General features: G+C 68.4%; 11 protein-coding genes. 5 read left to right on the plus strand and 6 right to left on the minus strand.

Annotated features, from left to right (window positions below; all coding sequences use genetic code 11):
* Positions 1 to 47 precede the first annotated feature (47 nt).
* The gene (locus A3CU_RS0130110; RefSeq protein WP_027945400.1) at positions 48 to 629 is read right to left on the minus strand and encodes a helix-turn-helix domain-containing protein; all 582 of its coding nucleotides are present in this window, start codon (positions 627 to 629) and stop codon (positions 48 to 50) included.
* Positions 630 to 795: 166 nt separating this feature from the next.
* On the opposite strand from A3CU_RS0130110, the gene A3CU_RS51605 reads away from it, so the two are divergent.
* Together A3CU_RS51605 and A3CU_RS0130120 are read left to right on the plus strand one after the other, a co-directional pair.
* Positions 796 to 1,098: a class I SAM-dependent methyltransferase gene (locus tag A3CU_RS51605; protein WP_245617413.1), complete on the plus strand. Its 303-nt coding sequence runs from the start codon at positions 796 to 798 to the stop codon at positions 1,096 to 1,098.
* Positions 1,095 to 1,586, plus strand: a complete 492-nt coding sequence (locus A3CU_RS0130120; protein ID WP_027945401.1) for a DinB family protein — start codon at positions 1,095 to 1,097, stop codon at positions 1,584 to 1,586. Before A3CU_RS51605 ends, A3CU_RS0130120 begins: the two co-directional genes overlap by 4 nt.
* A 91-nt stretch (positions 1,587 to 1,677) precedes the next feature.
* On the opposite strand, the gene A3CU_RS0130125 is transcribed toward A3CU_RS0130120, so the two are convergent.
* From A3CU_RS0130125 to A3CU_RS0130145, 5 genes are all read right to left on the minus strand, one after another.
* The gene (locus A3CU_RS0130125; RefSeq protein WP_156960630.1) at positions 1,678 to 3,033 is read right to left on the minus strand and encodes an ATP-grasp domain-containing protein; all 1,356 of its coding nucleotides are present in this window, start codon (positions 3,031 to 3,033) and stop codon (positions 1,678 to 1,680) included.
* Positions 3,034 to 3,038: 5 nt separating this feature from the next.
* Entirely contained in the window at positions 3,039 to 4,787 is a 1,749-nt protein-coding gene (locus A3CU_RS0130130; protein WP_084143965.1) for an ABC transporter ATP-binding protein, read from the minus strand.
* Positions 4,787 to 5,875, minus strand: coding sequence for a gluzincin family metallopeptidase (locus tag A3CU_RS0130135; RefSeq protein ID WP_027945404.1), 1,089 nt, complete (start codon positions 5,873 to 5,875; stop codon positions 4,787 to 4,789). Before A3CU_RS0130135 ends, A3CU_RS0130130 begins: the two co-directional genes overlap by 1 nt.
* Entirely contained in the window at positions 5,872 to 6,774 is a 903-nt protein-coding gene (locus A3CU_RS0130140; RefSeq protein WP_156960631.1) for a DUF1611 domain-containing protein, read from the minus strand. The genes A3CU_RS0130135 and A3CU_RS0130140 overlap by 4 nt, the downstream gene beginning before the upstream one ends.
* A gap of 795 nt (positions 6,775 to 7,569) precedes the next feature.
* Positions 7,570 to 8,748, minus strand: a complete 1,179-nt coding sequence (locus A3CU_RS0130145; RefSeq protein ID WP_027945406.1) for an LLM class flavin-dependent oxidoreductase — start codon at positions 8,746 to 8,748, stop codon at positions 7,570 to 7,572.
* A 283-nt stretch (positions 8,749 to 9,031) separates the two neighbouring features.
* Here A3CU_RS0130145 and A3CU_RS0130150 point away from each other — a divergent pair, with 283 nt between their 5' ends.
* The 3 genes from A3CU_RS0130150 (at position 9,032) to A3CU_RS47420 (ending at position 14,414) form a co-directional block, all read left to right on the plus strand.
* Complete coding sequence (locus A3CU_RS0130150; RefSeq protein ID WP_027945407.1) at positions 9,032 to 11,347, plus strand: glycosyl hydrolase family 95 catalytic domain-containing protein; 2,316 nt, start codon at positions 9,032 to 9,034, stop codon at positions 11,345 to 11,347.
* Between the two features lie 97 nt (positions 11,348 to 11,444).
* Positions 11,445 to 13,754, plus strand: a complete 2,310-nt coding sequence (locus A3CU_RS0130155) for a glycosyl hydrolase family 95 catalytic domain-containing protein (protein WP_027945408.1) — start codon at positions 11,445 to 11,447, stop codon at positions 13,752 to 13,754.
* Between the two features lie 78 nt (positions 13,755 to 13,832).
* Positions 13,833 to 14,414: a GNAT family N-acetyltransferase gene (locus A3CU_RS47420; RefSeq protein ID WP_245617414.1), complete on the plus strand. Its 582-nt coding sequence runs from the start codon at positions 13,833 to 13,835 to the stop codon at positions 14,412 to 14,414.
* The last annotated feature ends 615 nt before the right edge of the window (positions 14,415 to 15,029 follow it).

Raw genomic sequence — 15,029 nt, forward strand, 5'->3', positions numbered from 1 at the left:
TTCTTGCGAGAGTTGGGGCGTAACGGTTTCCACGTCGCCGTCGCGCGTTACCGGGTGGTGCGTGCGCGTACGTGTGCTCGTTCTCCTTGCGGTCCGAACAGGACGAGTGTTTCGACAGGGTGGCCGTCGGCCGATCCGAGCCAGTGCGGCAGTGCGGTGTCGAACTCGGCGGCCTCTCCGGGCGACAGGACCAGGTCGCGGTCGCCGACCACCAGCCGGAGCCGTCCATTGAGGACATACACCCATTCATATCCGCCGTGCGTCTGCGGCGCCGGTTCCGTCGGTTCCGGGCGGCCCGGGATGAGCATTTTGAATGCCTGCACTCCGCCCGCGCGGCGGGTGAGGGGGATGTACGTCCTGCCGTGTCGGCGGATCGGCTGCAAGTGGATCCGTGGGTCACCGGTTCGAGGAGCGCCGACAAGGTCGTCGAGAGGCACCCCGTACACGCGGGCCAGCGGTAGCAGCAGTTCCAGGGTGGGCCGCCGCCCGCCGCTTTCCAACCGCGACAAGGTGCTCTCCGACGTCCCGGTCGCCGCCGACAAGTCGGCCAGGGTCAATCCGCGCTGCTTGCGCAGGGCACGCAACCGGGGGCCCACCGCATTCAGCACTTGGTCCGTCTCCTCCGCCATACCCCCGATCTTGCCAGGTCGGCAATTTTTCGTGCCGTTCGCGCTGGTCCGGCGCCAGATTGGTGCGCAACCGACCCAGCGAGGAGAGCATGACCACTCACAACCAGGCCACCCGCTTCTGGGACGAGCACTATGGCCGACGCGCCGCCGAGTCGCCGGCCGCACGGTGAACCCAAGACTGGCCGAGATTGCCGAACTGCTGCCCCCGGGAACCGCACTGGACCTCGGCTGCGGAGCAGGAGGAGACGCACTCTGGCTGGCCGGCCGGGGGTGGCAGGTGACCGAAGTCCGCTACCCGACGCCCCGGGAAGTGGCCACGGAACTGGCCCTCGACTCCGCCGAATGGTCAATCGAACGCGCGGACACCCCGCAACGGCAGGCTTCTGGCCCGGCAGGCCGCACAGCCACCGTCGTCGATCACGTACTGGTCATTCGCCGAAGGGGAGCAGATCCGGAGGGACGGCGATGAGCACGAGGCGCAAACGCGACGCAGGGCCTCCCTCGGCCGGACCAGGCGAGCGGGACGTGCTCACCGGCTTCCTCGACTACCTGCGCGCCGCTGTCGCAGCCAAGGCCGAAGGAACGCCGGAAACCCAGGCCCGCGCCCCCGGCGTGCCGTCCGGGACGAACCTGCCCGGGCTGATCAAACACCTCACCTACGTGGAACGGCACTGGCTGCTCGGCCACGACGTGGCCGACTGGCAAGCCACGTTCCACCCCGCCCCGGATGACACCACCGACACAATCCTTGCCGCCTATCGAGAAACCATCATCGAAGCGAACAAGGAGATCGCCTCCTGGGACGATCTCACCGAACCAGGGCCCCGCCCGGCCAGACGCGGCCGCCCGGGGCCGTCCCGGCGATGGACACTGGCCCACCTGATTGAGGAAACCGCACGGCACGCAGGGCACGCCGACATCCTGCGGGAGCTGATCGATGGCACCACCGGACGCTGAAACACCGATCCGGTCCCACGCCATCCATCCGCCGTCGCGGACGGCGGCGATGTGCCTGTTGACCACGAACCTCCATCGGTCGTGCGCCAGGTCAGTTCGACAGCAGGATGGTGTTGGCGAGTGCGCCGGTACCGGTGTTGATCACCGGGGCGCCTGCGGCGTCTGGCTCATGATGGCGTACGAGGGCGCCGCAGATTCGCCCGGCGATCAGGAAGGGGGCGAGCACGTAGGGCAGCCGGGCGATCGCGTCGTGACCGGACTCGGGGTCGAGGAAGTCCATTGTGGTCTGATCGGGCCGCACCCGCTGTTGCAGGATGATGGTCTCCTGGCGAGACCGCTCGGACAGCAGGTCTCGCCAGGTTCCGGGGTCCACATCGGACCCGAACACCACGCCGTTCCCGCTGGAGCCGGTGGCCGGTTTGAGAACCAGCCGTTGTCGTTCGGTGATCGCGTCCCGGATGACCGCCGCGCGTTCGCCGCCCGCCTGCTGGGGACCGGCCCAGGTCGTTCGCGGGACGTGGGTCAGCACCAGGTCCCGGTCCGGTGGCGGCAACAGGTTCAGGTCCTCGTGCAGCCAGGCCAGCACCTGTTTGCTGCTGAGCAGGCGCATCGACTCCGGGAAGAACAACCGCACCGTGCCCGCGGCCTGCGCTCGGTTGAGCGCGTCGATGCCGCCGTTGTCGTCCACGATTCCGGCACTGACGAACCAGTTGAACACCAGGTCGACGCGTTGGCCGCGGGCGAGCAGGTGCCCGCCGGCGTCAGTGCGGAGTCGGCTGAGGTCCTCCATGATGATCTCGAGGCCACATGCGCGTGCGTCCTCCACCGTGGGGCGCAGATACATCCGCAGCGCCCGTCGGCTGCCGAGCTTGCGGGCCTGACCGCCCGCGCTGCGCCAGGTGGGCACCAGGACACGGGCGGGGCCGCGCGCCACTTGGGCCAGCAGGCTCGATCGTGCCCTGAGCACCGGCGGAGCCACCCCCAGCGAGTCTCCGGTCCACAGCCGCGCGTAGGCGGCCGCCATCTGGTCCAGCGTTGGGATGCCGTAGAGCGGAATCGCGATGTTGAGTTCGACGAAACGCGCGACCCCTTGGCAGACAAGCACATCCGGGCGGGCGACCCGCAGCAGCGATTCATGGGAGAGCGGCTGCTCGTGATCCAACAGCCGCAGCGGGCGCTGGTCTGTCATGAGCGCGCGCAACTCGCCCGCGGTGGACGCCCGCCGCCGGCAGGCATCCACCGCCAGCCGCAGAAGACGGGCGGCCACCTCACCCAGCCGTGCGTAGGAGACCGTGTCGAACACCAGCGGGCGCGAGGGCTGCCACCGCCGGCCGCGCTGCCAGCCCTCGGCGGCGCCGAACGGCCAGCGCCCCTCGGCGGCGCGCCGGGCGTGGAAGGCGGCACGGTTCGCCGCCGGTAGTGTCGCCCATCGGTCACCGAGTTCCACCGGCTTCACCAGTGCCCGCGCGGTGCCGTGACGCAGGTCTGCTTGTCGGTCGCGGTGAGGCCGACGATTCTGGTGGCCATCGTCAGCAGCGAGGGGCGGTGGGTGGTCATCACCACGGTCCGTCCGGCCACGAGCCTGGTCAGCCCGGCCACCACGACTTCTTCGGCGTCGGAATCCAGCCCGGAGGTCGGCTCGTCGAGCAGCACGATCGGCGCGTCGGCGAGCAGGGCCCGAGCGATGCCGACCCGCTGGCGCTGCCCTCCCGACAGCCCGACACCGCGGTCGCCGATCCTGGTGTCCAGGCCGGCCGGCAGGTCATCGGCGAAGTCGGTGACCAGCGCGGCCTTGGCGGCCTCGGCCACCTCGGCCACCTCGGCGTCCGGGCGGGAGTACCGGATGTTGTCGGCCAGGGTGCCCGCGAACAGGAAGGTGTCCTGCAGCACCGCGGTGACCTGCTGGTGCAGCCACTGCCGTGGCAGGTCAGCGGTCGGACAGCCGTCGATGCGCACCACACCGCCGGTGGGCAGGTACAGGCCGGAGATCAGCGCCAGTGCCGTTGACTTCCCGACCCCGTTCGGGCCGGTGAGCGCGATCCGCTCCCCCGCGTCGATGCTCAGGTCCAGGTGACGCAACGCCGAGCGGTCACCGTAATCCATGGCGACCGCCACGAATTCGATGCGCCCCTGCGCCCGTGCCGGCAGCGTCCCAACCCTCCGGGTGGCCGGCACATGCGTGACCGCCGGCTGGTCGAGGATCGCGATGATTCGCTCGGCCGAGGCATGCCCCTGGGCGAAGACCATCGACACCTTGGACAGCGACCGCAGCGGCGTCACCATGCCGGCCAGGTAGCTGGTCGCGACGACCAGGTGGCCGACGCTCCACTGCCCACCGAGCACACCCGCCCCGCCGACCCACAGCAACACCGCGACGCCGATGGAGGTGGCCGACTCCAGCAGCGGCAGGCGCCGGGCTTGGACGTCGGCGGCCATCAGGCCCGCCCGCAGAGTGCTCGCGCTGCGGGCGGCGAAGTGCTCGTCGTGCAGCTCGTGGCGGCCGAAGGTGTGCACCGTGCTGATGCCGTTGAGGACCTCGGTGACCAACCCGGCCAGGCTGCTCTCGGCCTCGCGCTGGCCACGGGCGGCACGGTGGCCGAGCCGGTGGTTGCGCACACCGGTCAGGTAGACCAGGGGGATGCAGCCCAGTCCGATGAGCCCGAACCGCCAGTCCAGCAACAGCAGTGCTGTCGCGTAGCCACTGGCCGCGAGCACACCGGGGCAAAGGGTCGAGAACAGCGCGACGAGGCTGCCCTTGATCCGGTCGCAGTCGGTGATCACCCGGCTGGTCGATTCGCCGACGGCCTGGCGGTTGTGGTAGCTCAGGGGAAGCCGTTGCAGGTGGGCGAAGGTGGCGCAGCGGATCTGGGTGCTCATCCGTTCGCCGATCGCGTTCATCACCCGGTCGCCGAGGTAGTCGAGCGCGGCGGACACCAACGCCACCACCACGACGGCCGCGGCCGCGGTGGTCAGCATGGTCATCCTGTCGGTCCCGAACAAGCCCAGCAGCGGCCCCAACGGGTTGTGCGACTCGTTGCCGGCGAGGACACGGTCGATGACGGCCGCGATCGGCCATGGTGTCGCCAGGTCGGCCGCCATCTCGCCCAGCCGCAGCACGAAACCCAGCGCGAACAGGCCGCGGTAGCGGGTGCCGAACCTGCGGAACAGCCTTGGCATGTTCCCGGCAAGCGGTTGCCTCATCAGTGGACCACCCGCGCACGGTCGGCCCTCAACTGCTCTCGCAGCTCGACGTTGCTGGTGTCTGGTTTGATGCCGTGCTCGGCCATCGCGGCGAGGACCGTGGGCGCGAGCGCCGGGTCGACGGCGACCGTTTCGGCCAGCAATTCGCAGAACTGGGTGCGCCGGAACTGTTCGTCCGCCGTCGGCGCCTCGGTGGCGCCCAGTCCCGCCATGCCCCGGATCACCATGCGCAGGAAGCGATCCTTGTCGGCACCGCTGTCCAGAACCCGCTGGTACGCCGTCCACAACGCCGACGCCCAGATGGTTCCGTTGGAGTGCGCCAACCCGCCCGACCCGGGGCGCAGGTGGGCCATCGTCGCGCCGGCCCGCAGCAGCCGTCGTCGCGGGTCCGTCGGCGGGAGTTGGCCGCGCTGCCAGCGATAGATGTCCGGTGTGCCCAGCATGAACGCCGTCAGGAAGTCCGAGGTGCCCTCGTCCAGCGCGATCTTGCCGTTGTGCTGATCACCGGCCGGGCGCCGGCGGTTGACCCGGAAGTCGGCCGTGTGACGGCAGATGTGGTGGCCCACCTCGTGCAACACGATCGCCGAGTTGTGCGCGGGGGCGTGAAAGTACGCGTTCCCACCGTCCTTGGCCTTCGGCAGGTAAGCCCGTCCTCCGCCCAGATGCACCTCCCCGGTCGCGGACAACTGGTTCGGCTCGGCCGGGGACGCCACACCGGGCAGCCGGTAGTGGCCACCGCCCCAGCGCGACGGCGTGCCGTGCATCCCGATCCTGAGCAGCAGCGGCGGCAGCGGGTGTCGCAGTGCGGAGTTCACGCGTCGCAGCAGTTGCTGCGCCCAGTACACGGCGTTGCCGATGCCGAAGGCCCGTGCCTGTCGCTCGGCTTGTGCGGTGGCCAGCGGACCACCGCCGGCCGCCGGGTCGAAGACGAGATCCGGCCCGCCCAGCAGGTCGCCGCCGCGTTCATCGCGCACGGTGACCTCCGCGCACGACATCTCGGCCGGCCCGGTGACGCCTACGTCCAACCTCACCTCGCTGAGGCGGCCAGGGCCGGGCCCGTCGGGGCGATAGACCATGATCGCGATCACGTCGCCCCCACCGGGCCGGCGATCAGGTCCACCGCACCGCCCCCGGTGAGCCGGTCCATCGACAGCACCGGAAGCCCGGTCGTGGCCATCGTTTCCCGGGTTGCGAGCGGACTCGCCGTCACCAGGCCGCTGACGGCCGCCACCCGAACCCCGAGTTCGGCCAGCAGGGCGACACCGGTGCTTGCGGACAGTGCGTCCGCGACCGCGAGCACCGTGCTGCCGCAGACATCGGGCAGCGCCGCGGCCAGCCGCCGGGTCTCCGTGTGCAGCAAGCCGTCGGCGATCTCCAGCACGATCGCGTCCGCACCGTCGTGTGCCAGAGCGTCACGCATGGCGGTCATCGCCAGTTCGAGCCGGTCCGCCGGGTAGCCGAACGTCGAGGGCATGCCGAAGTCGAGGAAGTCCACGACGTACCTCGCGCCGGCGTCCAGGTAGGTCCAGCGGTCCTTGCCGCTGCCCGAGCCGGTGACCTTCGCGGCACCGGCCGCCAGCCCCGCCTTCGTCCAGCCGGCGACGATGGCCGCGGCCGTCGTGGTCTTGCCCGAGTTCATCGACGACCCGACCACCGCGACCACCCGCGATATCGGCACCCGCGATCCTGACGAGGGCGCGGGGCGCGCGAAATCCTCCAGCGACAGCGGTTGGCCGTGCTCACCGGCCAACGCGCCGATCACCGCGATCTCCGTCGGCGCTTCGGCCTTGGTGTGCGACGACACGGCAGTGCCGATCACGCCGCCGGTGGTCAACAGGTGGGTCCTCGGCCCCGGCTGGTAGTAGCCCTCGTAAGCGTCGGTGGCGTACCGGTTGCCACAGGCCCCCACCACGAGGTCGCCGGGGTACAGGTGGACCCGTCGACCGTGGGCGTCCTCCAGCCGGTCGCGGCCGCCCGTGCTGATCACTTCGGCGACGATCAGATCCCCCAGTTGCGGTGGCTTGCCGAATCCAACCAGCCGACACCTGTGCGGCTGGGGGACCCGCCGGGTGACATGGCTCCATTTCGCAGCGCTCAAATCCTTCAAAGGTGTCGCTCCCAATCGATGGTGGCCGCCGGCGACGAGGTCGGTTGGCAATGGTGAATGCATTGTCGCTCTGGATGCGTTACGGAAATTCCCGGCTGCGACACCCGCGACGAACTCGACCGCGCCGGTGCCGGCGCCCGAACCGGGTGTCCGTCCGGTCGCCGTTTGCCGGAAAGGTCTCGTCGTCGACGGTGTGACAGTTGACGAAAACGGGACGACCGCAAAACCGGGGTTGTCCCATGTTGCGACACCTGACGTGGCGCCGATGTGTGCGTATGACCCTCATGCCGCTGGTTTCCTCGTCAGTCGCTTCCGACGTTGGATCGCCGCCGTTGGACCGGTGAGGAACCAACTGCTCCAACGGGTCTCGATGTCGTTTATCTGTACTCGTGCCCGTTGGGCGGCATCCAGCGGTTGATGTCCCATTCACCCGATGCAGCTCTTGAATGCCTCCATACGAGTGATGTGATCAATTATTTGCGATGCAATTAGCAAATATCTTCCAAGGTCGGTACTGTTAAACTTGTCAAAGGTGTTTCAGTTGTCGTGTTAAACCTTGGTAAAGTTAATGCGGATCGCTTTGTTTTCGTATTATGACTACCCAGCTGTGGTGTCAGATCGAATGATTGGTCCGCTTTGGTGGGGCGGTGACGCCGGTCGCGTCACCGCCCTTCACTACTTGTCGGCGACTTCCTTGGCGTACTTCTCGGTCATGTGCTCCACGGCGGACAACTGCGCCTGCGCGTGCCCGCTCCGGCTGCCACGAGCCCGGTCTCTGGCCTCCAAAGTGGACTGTGCGTGCGTGCGGCCGTGTCCCTGGAAATGCGGCATCACGTGCTGGGCGATCAGCTCCAGCGAACGCCGGGTGGCCGCGGGGTTGGCCCACTCGTGGGCCAGCAGCAGCATCGCGCCGAATCCGCCCGACTGGTCCCACAGCCGTTGCACCTGGGCCCGTGCGTCCTCGGGCGTGCCGATCGCGCCGATGCCGGCCTCGTTGATGAAGTCGATCATCTCCCGCAGGTCGCCGCCTTCGACCGCCATCTGCGGAAACGCGGCGACTTTCTGGAAGTAGCGGAACCACCCTTCGATGCCGTGCTCGACGTCGCGGTAGGCCTGTTCGCGAGTCTCCGCGATGTGCATCAGCCCGACCAGCCGCCACCCCGACCGGTCCGGTTTGGGCCGCCCGTAGTGCTCCGCACGTTCCTCGACGACGTTCCAGTGGTGTGCCAGCGCGTCGAAGCCTTCCCGCGTGAGCGTCGCGCCGATCGACAACAGCCCGGTCCCGTAACGCCCGGCCAGCCGCGGCCCGCTCGGCGAGGCGACGGCCGCGACAGCGATCTCGAAACATGGTTCGGTGTAGGGCCGCAACTGCAACCGCGCGTCGACCAGCCGATGTGTCTTCGTCTCGGCGGACACCGTTTCCCCGGCCAGCAGCCGGATGATGATGTCCAGGTTGACGTCGAGCAACTCACGGGTGTCAGTCGGGTTCAGGCCGATCATCGCCGAGTCGGTCGGCAGCGAGCCCGGCCCGATGCCGAGCATCGACCGTCCGCGGGTGAGATGGTCGAGCATCACCATGCGGTCGGCCACCCACAGCGGGTTGTGGTAGCTGGCCGAGGTGACGCCGGTGCCGAGCCTGATCCGCCGGGTCCGCTCGGCGGCCGCGGCGATGAAGATCTCCGGCGAGGCGATGATCTCGCTGCCCGCCGAATGGTGTTCGCCGATCCACGCCTCGTCGTAGCCGAGATCGTCCATGTGCTCGACGAGGCGCAGATCGCGTTGCAGCGCCAAGGTCGGGTTCTCGCCCGCCGGGTGGAACGGCGCGAGGAACGCTCCGAATCGCAACCTGGTCAAAACCGCCTCCTACTCGTCGTCGAGTGCGAAGCCTCTCGTCGACAGTGTTCGGCAATCGGTGAGGAAAAACCAGCCGTTGGCACCAGCCGAGGGGCGTGAACGGCGCATTGCGGACGTTCGAGTCCGTGAATGCGCGTTCACGACCCGGAAACTTCCGGCGACCGATGTACCGCTCAGCGAGACATCGGATGTATGGCCTAGACATCCGCCTGTCTGCTCTGGAAACATGCCGTTCGTCAGGACGGGTCCCGGTGAAACATAGTATGAATCCGGAGGGCGCTTCATGGTCGAAGTATCCCGTCGTGCCTTGCTGCGCACGGCATCCGTTGCTGCCGGGGCGGCCGCGCTCGGGGGATTGTGGGCGCGGGCGGCACCGCCGGTGTTCGCGGCGACCGCGGACGGAGCCGGCGGCGACATCCATCGCGACGTCGCCACGGACGCCAACCTCCGCTGGGGACGGCTCCCGAAAGGGTGGCAGGAAGCGCCGTTCCTCGCCAACGGCTACCTCGGCGTCCAGGTGTACGGCGGAGCGACGCCACAGACCCTCAAGCTGATGCTGAGCCACACCCAGGTCCAGGACCAGCGCGATCAGTGGGAGGCCGCGATCGGGCTGTCGCGGTTGCCGGTCGGCTACCTGACACTCACCTTCGCGGGCGCGGTCACCGCCGTCGACTGGACGCTCGACATCTACAACGCCGAGCTGTCCGGCACCGTGACCACCACGCGTGGCTCGGTCACGTTCTCCGCGCTGGTGCACAACGATCTCGGCGTACTGCTCGTCTCGCTCGTGCCGAGCGCGGGCGAAGGGGACGCCGCGTGGGCTTTCCAGCCGCTCGTCTCGGCGACCACTCGCACGATCCGCAAGCCCGCGGACTACGTCGCCAACCCGGAGCCGACCATCGGGACCAGCGGCGACGTCCAGTATGCCGAGCAGCCGCTGCTCGCCGGTGGCGGGTACACGACCGCGTGGCGGGAGCGTAGGTTCGGGACGAGGAGGCTGCTCGCCGCCACGATCGCCTACGGGTTCCCGGAGCCGACCCACACCCGTGACGCGACCCGCCGCGTACAGGAAGCGCTTTCCGGCAACCTCGACGCGCTTGTTGCCCGCCATCGCTCCTGGTGGAACTCCTTTTACCGCAAGAGTTTCGTCTCGGTTCCGGACAAGTGGATCCAGCGGTTCTACTGGATCCAGCTGTACAAGATCGCCGCGTCGACCCGGGCGGACGGGCCGGTCGTGTCCGAATGGGGGCCGTGGTTCCCCGAGGTCGGCAACAGCTGGACCGCGGTGTGGTGGAACCTCAACGTCCAGGTCACCTACCCGTTCGTGCACAGCGCCAACCATGTCGAACTCGACGCGGTCACCACGACGTTCCGCCGGGACCAGGCGAACCTGGAACTTTCGGTGCCCCCGGAGTACCGCGACGGCGAGACATACGCGCTCTCGCACCCGAGCGACTGGCGGCTGCGGCCCGGCGGCACCAGAACCGTCGGGGTGCCCGGTACACCGAGCAAGACCGACCAGACCGGAAACCTGTTGTGGGGCCTGTACAACGTCTGGCTCGCCTACCGGCACAGCATGGACGAGCGGGTGTTGCGCGACCTATACCCGGCGCTCGCCAAGGCGCTCAACTTCTACCGGCACTTCCTCACGCCGGGCGCGGATGGCTTCCTGCATCTTCCGCTGACCCGGTCGCCGGAGTACGCCGACGCGGCCGACTGCACCTACGACCTTTCGCTGATCCGCTGGGCCGCGAGCACGCTCGTCGACACGGCCGCGAAGCTGCGGATCGACGACCCGCGCGTCAAGGCGTGGCAGGAGATCTCGGCGAAACTGGTGCCGTATCACCAGGGCGCGGACGGGGTGCTGATCGGCGACGGCGTTCCGCTCGCCGACTCGCACCGCCACTTCTCGCACCTGCTGTGGCTCTACCCGCTGCGGGAGAAGCTGTGGGAGCGGCCGGAAGACCGCGACGTCATGCGCCGGACGTTCGACCACTGGACGTCGATGCAGTCCGCATGGCACGGGTACAGCTATGCCGCCGCGTCCTCGATGTTGTCGGTCATGGATGCTCCCGAGGAGGCGCTGAGGTTCCTCCAGGTGTTCCTGAACCGGACGATCGTCGGGGACACCCAACTGACGCCGAACACGATGTACCGCGAGGGCTCCAACTTCGCGATCGAAAGCCCGCTAGCCGCCGCCCAGTCGATTGTGGACATGCAGCTGCAGGCAACGAACGGGGTGCTCAAGGTGTTCCCGTCGGTGTCGGCGAGCTGGGCGGAAGCGGCGTTCGCCGGGCTGCGTTCCGAAGGAGCCTTCGTTGTCGACGCATCACGCCGCGACGGCGCCACCGAATGGGTCCGCGTGCGCAGCGAGGCCGGTGAGCCACTCGTGCTCGAACACGGCATTCGCGGCGACTTCGAGGTCCGCGACGGCGCGGGACGTCCGGTCCCGTGGCGCCCCGTGGCGCCCGGCCGCATCACGATCCCGTTGAGCCGCGGCGGCACCGCGGTGCTCACCCGGCGCGGCGCGCACCCCGATCTTCACCCGCGCGACGTCACCGCGCTCGGCACGGCACCGGCTTGGGGACTGCCCGGCTGAGAGCGAACGACAAACAAGGAACGCTGGTCAAAACCCAAGATCGGCACCCACGGTGACAGACACCCGCACACGTTCGGACTGACACGGAGGTCTGCGAATGGACATCAACAGGAGATCCATGCTCGGCGGCACGCTCGGTGGGCTGGCCGCCGGGCTCGTGGGCACCGGGCTCACGGGTATCGGCGCGACAGCGGTCGCGGCCGAGTCCTTCGGCCGCGCGGACGTCGACTGGGCGCGCTTTCTCGGCTCGGCGGATCTGGTCTGGCGCACCATGCCGAAGACCTGGTACGAGGGACCGTTTCTGGGAAACGGGTTCCTCGGTTCGGGCATCTACGCCGAGCCCGGCCGCAACGCCGTCCGGTTCAACGTTCAGCACAGCCAGGTCCAGGACCACCGGCCGGAGTTCGGTTCGCTGTTCGGCCTTGCCCGGCTGCCGATCGGGTATTTCACGCTGGAGCCGGTGGGGGCGATCACCGCCGTCGACTGGCGGATGGACCTGTGGAACGCCGAACTGACCGGCACGATCACCACTGCCGCGGGCAGCCTCGCGTTGCGTGCCATCGTCCACAGTGAACAGTCACTGCTCGCGGTCGAGGTCCGGCCGACCGAGGGGGAGCGGGACTTCCGCTGGGTCTTCCACCCCGCCGAAGCCGTGAGCCCGAGGGCCGATCCGGTGTTCGGCAAGCCACCGCCTACGGGGTACGTCGCGAATCCACCGGCGACGCTGGAGACGAGCGGTGATTGCCACCTCGCCGTCCAGGGCCTGCTTGCCGGCGGGGAGCACGTCACCGCGTGGCGCGAGATGTCGTGGGGTTCGGCCCGCACGCTCTTCACCTCGGTCGCGTGGTCGCATCCGCAACGGACGGCGAAGGCGACGGCCTTGCAAGCGGTCCGCCGCGCCGAGCCGTTCGGGCAGCTCGCCTACGGGCACCAGCGCTGGTGGCACGACTACTACCGGCGGAGCTTCCTGTCCATTCCGGACACCCGGTTGCAGAGCTTCTACTGGATCCAGCTGTACAAGGTGGCCTCCGCGGCGCGCCGGGAAGCGCCGGTGATGGCGACCTCGGGCCCGTGGCTGGAACCGACCCCGTGGCCCGCCACGTGGTGGAACCTCAACGTGCAACTGGAGTACTGGCTCATCCACGGTTCGAACCATCTGGAACTGGACGCGGTCAGCTACGCGCTCGACAAGTATCGCGCCAACCTGTCCAACCAGCTCTCGGAACCGTACCGCGCCGACTCGGCGGGCATCCCGCGCACCACAGACATGACTCTGCTCAACGGCGTCGCCGGGAGCACCAGCGGGTACGCCGTCGGCATCCCCGGGCAGGATCCGCCGACGCCGGAGGTCGGCAACCTCACCTGGGCGCTGCACAACGTGTGGCTGTCCTACCGGCACACGATGGATCGGAGGTTGCTGCAAGACACCCTGTTCCCGTTGCTGCGCCGGGCGATCAACTACTACCTGCACTTCCTGCAGCCGGGGCCGGACGGCAAGCTGCACCTGCCCGCGACGTTCTCGCCGGAGTACGGCGTCAACGCGCCGGACTGCAACTACGACCTTTCGCTGATCCGCTGGGGTTGCCGGACACTGCTCGACTCGGCGGCCGAACTCCGCATCGCCGATCCGCTCGCGCCCCGCTGGCAGCAGGTGCTGGCCACGCTGGTGGACTACCCGGCCGACGCCAACGGCTACATGATCGGCGCCGGGGTGCCGTTCGCGAAGTCGCACCGGCACTACTCGCATCTGCTCCAGATCTACCCGCTGTACGAGATCACCTGGGAACAGCCGGAACATCGGCAGATCATCGAAACCTCACTCAACCACTGGGTCGGTTTCGAAGGCGCGTTGCAGGGATACACCTTCACTGGCGCGGCGTCGATGTCGGCGCAGATGCTGCGCGGGGACCAGGCCGCGTCCTACCTCGGCGAGCTGCAGAAGCGGTTCATCCAGCCGAACACGATGTACAAGGAGTCCGGCCCGGTCATCGAGACACCGTTATCGGCCGCGCAGTCGTTGCACGACATGCTCGTGCAGAGTTGGGGTGGGGTCATCCGCCTGTTCCCAGCCGTTCCGGCGAGCTGGGGCGACGTCGCACTGTCGGACTTCCGCACCCAGGGCGCATTCCTGCTCAGCGCGTCGCGCGAGGGCGGGAAGACCCGGTGGCTCAAGGTCCGGAGCGAGGCTGGCGCGCCATGCGTACTGCGGACGGGCATCGAGGGCGACCTCGTCGTGTCGGACAGCTCAGGCAGGCCGAAACGCTGGCGTGCGCTGCCGAACGGCGACCTCGAGGTCGACCTGCGCGCGGGGGAGGAGGCGCTGGTGTACCGCAAGGGGGACCGGCCGGACTTCACCGTCCGCCCGGTACCGCCGAACGGCGAATCGGCACCGTGGGGCCTGCCCTGAACGTGGGCCAGAAATGTCGAGGACCGCAGCCGGTTTGCTGCGGTCCTCGCGCACGGATCGGATCGATAGAATCGGAACGTGCCCGACCTGATCGCGCCCACCATACGGCTGCGCAGTGCCTGGCTCGACGCGCATGCCGAGTGGGGGCCTGGCCGCCACGAAGACGGCTTCGGGCTGGCACCGACGGACGAGGTTGACTCGCCGACCGGATTCGCGGCGTGGATAGCGCGGCTGGCCGACGAGTCGGAGCAGATCACGCGTCGGTGGATCGTCGAGGACGACCAAGTGCTCGGCGGGATCGCGTTGCGCCACGAATTCAATGACCACGTGCAGTGGGCCGGCCACATCGGCTTCGGCATCCGGCCGTCCGCGCGACGGCGCGGGCTGGCCGCGTGGGCGCTGGACCGAATGCTTGACGAGGCACGGGTGCTCGGCATGGACCAGGTGCTGGCGGTATGCGCGAGCAACAACATCGGCTCAGCGAGGACGATCGAGCGTTTCGGTGGCATTTCGAGGAGACCCGGGATACCAAATACGGCCCTGTATGTCGCTACTGGATTACGATTTTCAAGCCGAACGCGTGACTTCACGGTACGCAGCAGCCGATGGTTGGGCACCTCGCTCGGGCGTGTCGGTTGGGCTTCTCCTGCTGGTCGTTGACTAGTGCCTCGTGGTCTGTGTGGACGAGTTCGGGCCGTTCGGGCCACCGAACCTGATGCCCCGCAAGGGAAAATCCTGCAGCGGGTAGATCACCTACCGTATCCGGTCGCGTAAACGCTGGCCTGCTGCTTTTGATCCGGGGTCTGGTGCCCCTTGGTCGGTGCGGGCTGGGTGCATGACAGCGTCAGCTCCCGGACGACGGTGGTGTTTGTCCGGGTGCTGACGTCCTGTGTGGTTATGCGGCTTGTTGATATCGGGGTGGGATGGTGTGCGCGAGGTTCCGCATGGGTCTTCGCTCGCGGTCAATCCAGGGCGGCGGGATGAATTCGGGCAGGTGCCCGTTCATCCTTACCTGGTAAGAGTCGGCATGGGGCGCGGTTCCCGGGTTTCGTCGGGTCGTTTCCCCATGCCGCTCTTCCGAACCGGACGTGCGACTTTCACCGCATCCGGCTCTCCACAAGTCGGTCAGGTTGTGGCGTGTCGGGGTGTCTGGGTCCAGGGGGTGGGTATTATGGTTCCGCGCCATCGGTAGCGTTGGATTGCCATGGTGGCGGGTTGGTAGAGATCCACTCCGTCGGTGCTGGGCTGCCATCCTTGATATGGGTGGTAGCGCCG

The organism is Amycolatopsis taiwanensis DSM 45107 (genome assembly GCF_000519205.1).
GTDB classification, from domain to species: domain Bacteria; phylum Actinomycetota; class Actinomycetes; order Mycobacteriales; family Pseudonocardiaceae; genus Amycolatopsis_E; species Amycolatopsis_E taiwanensis.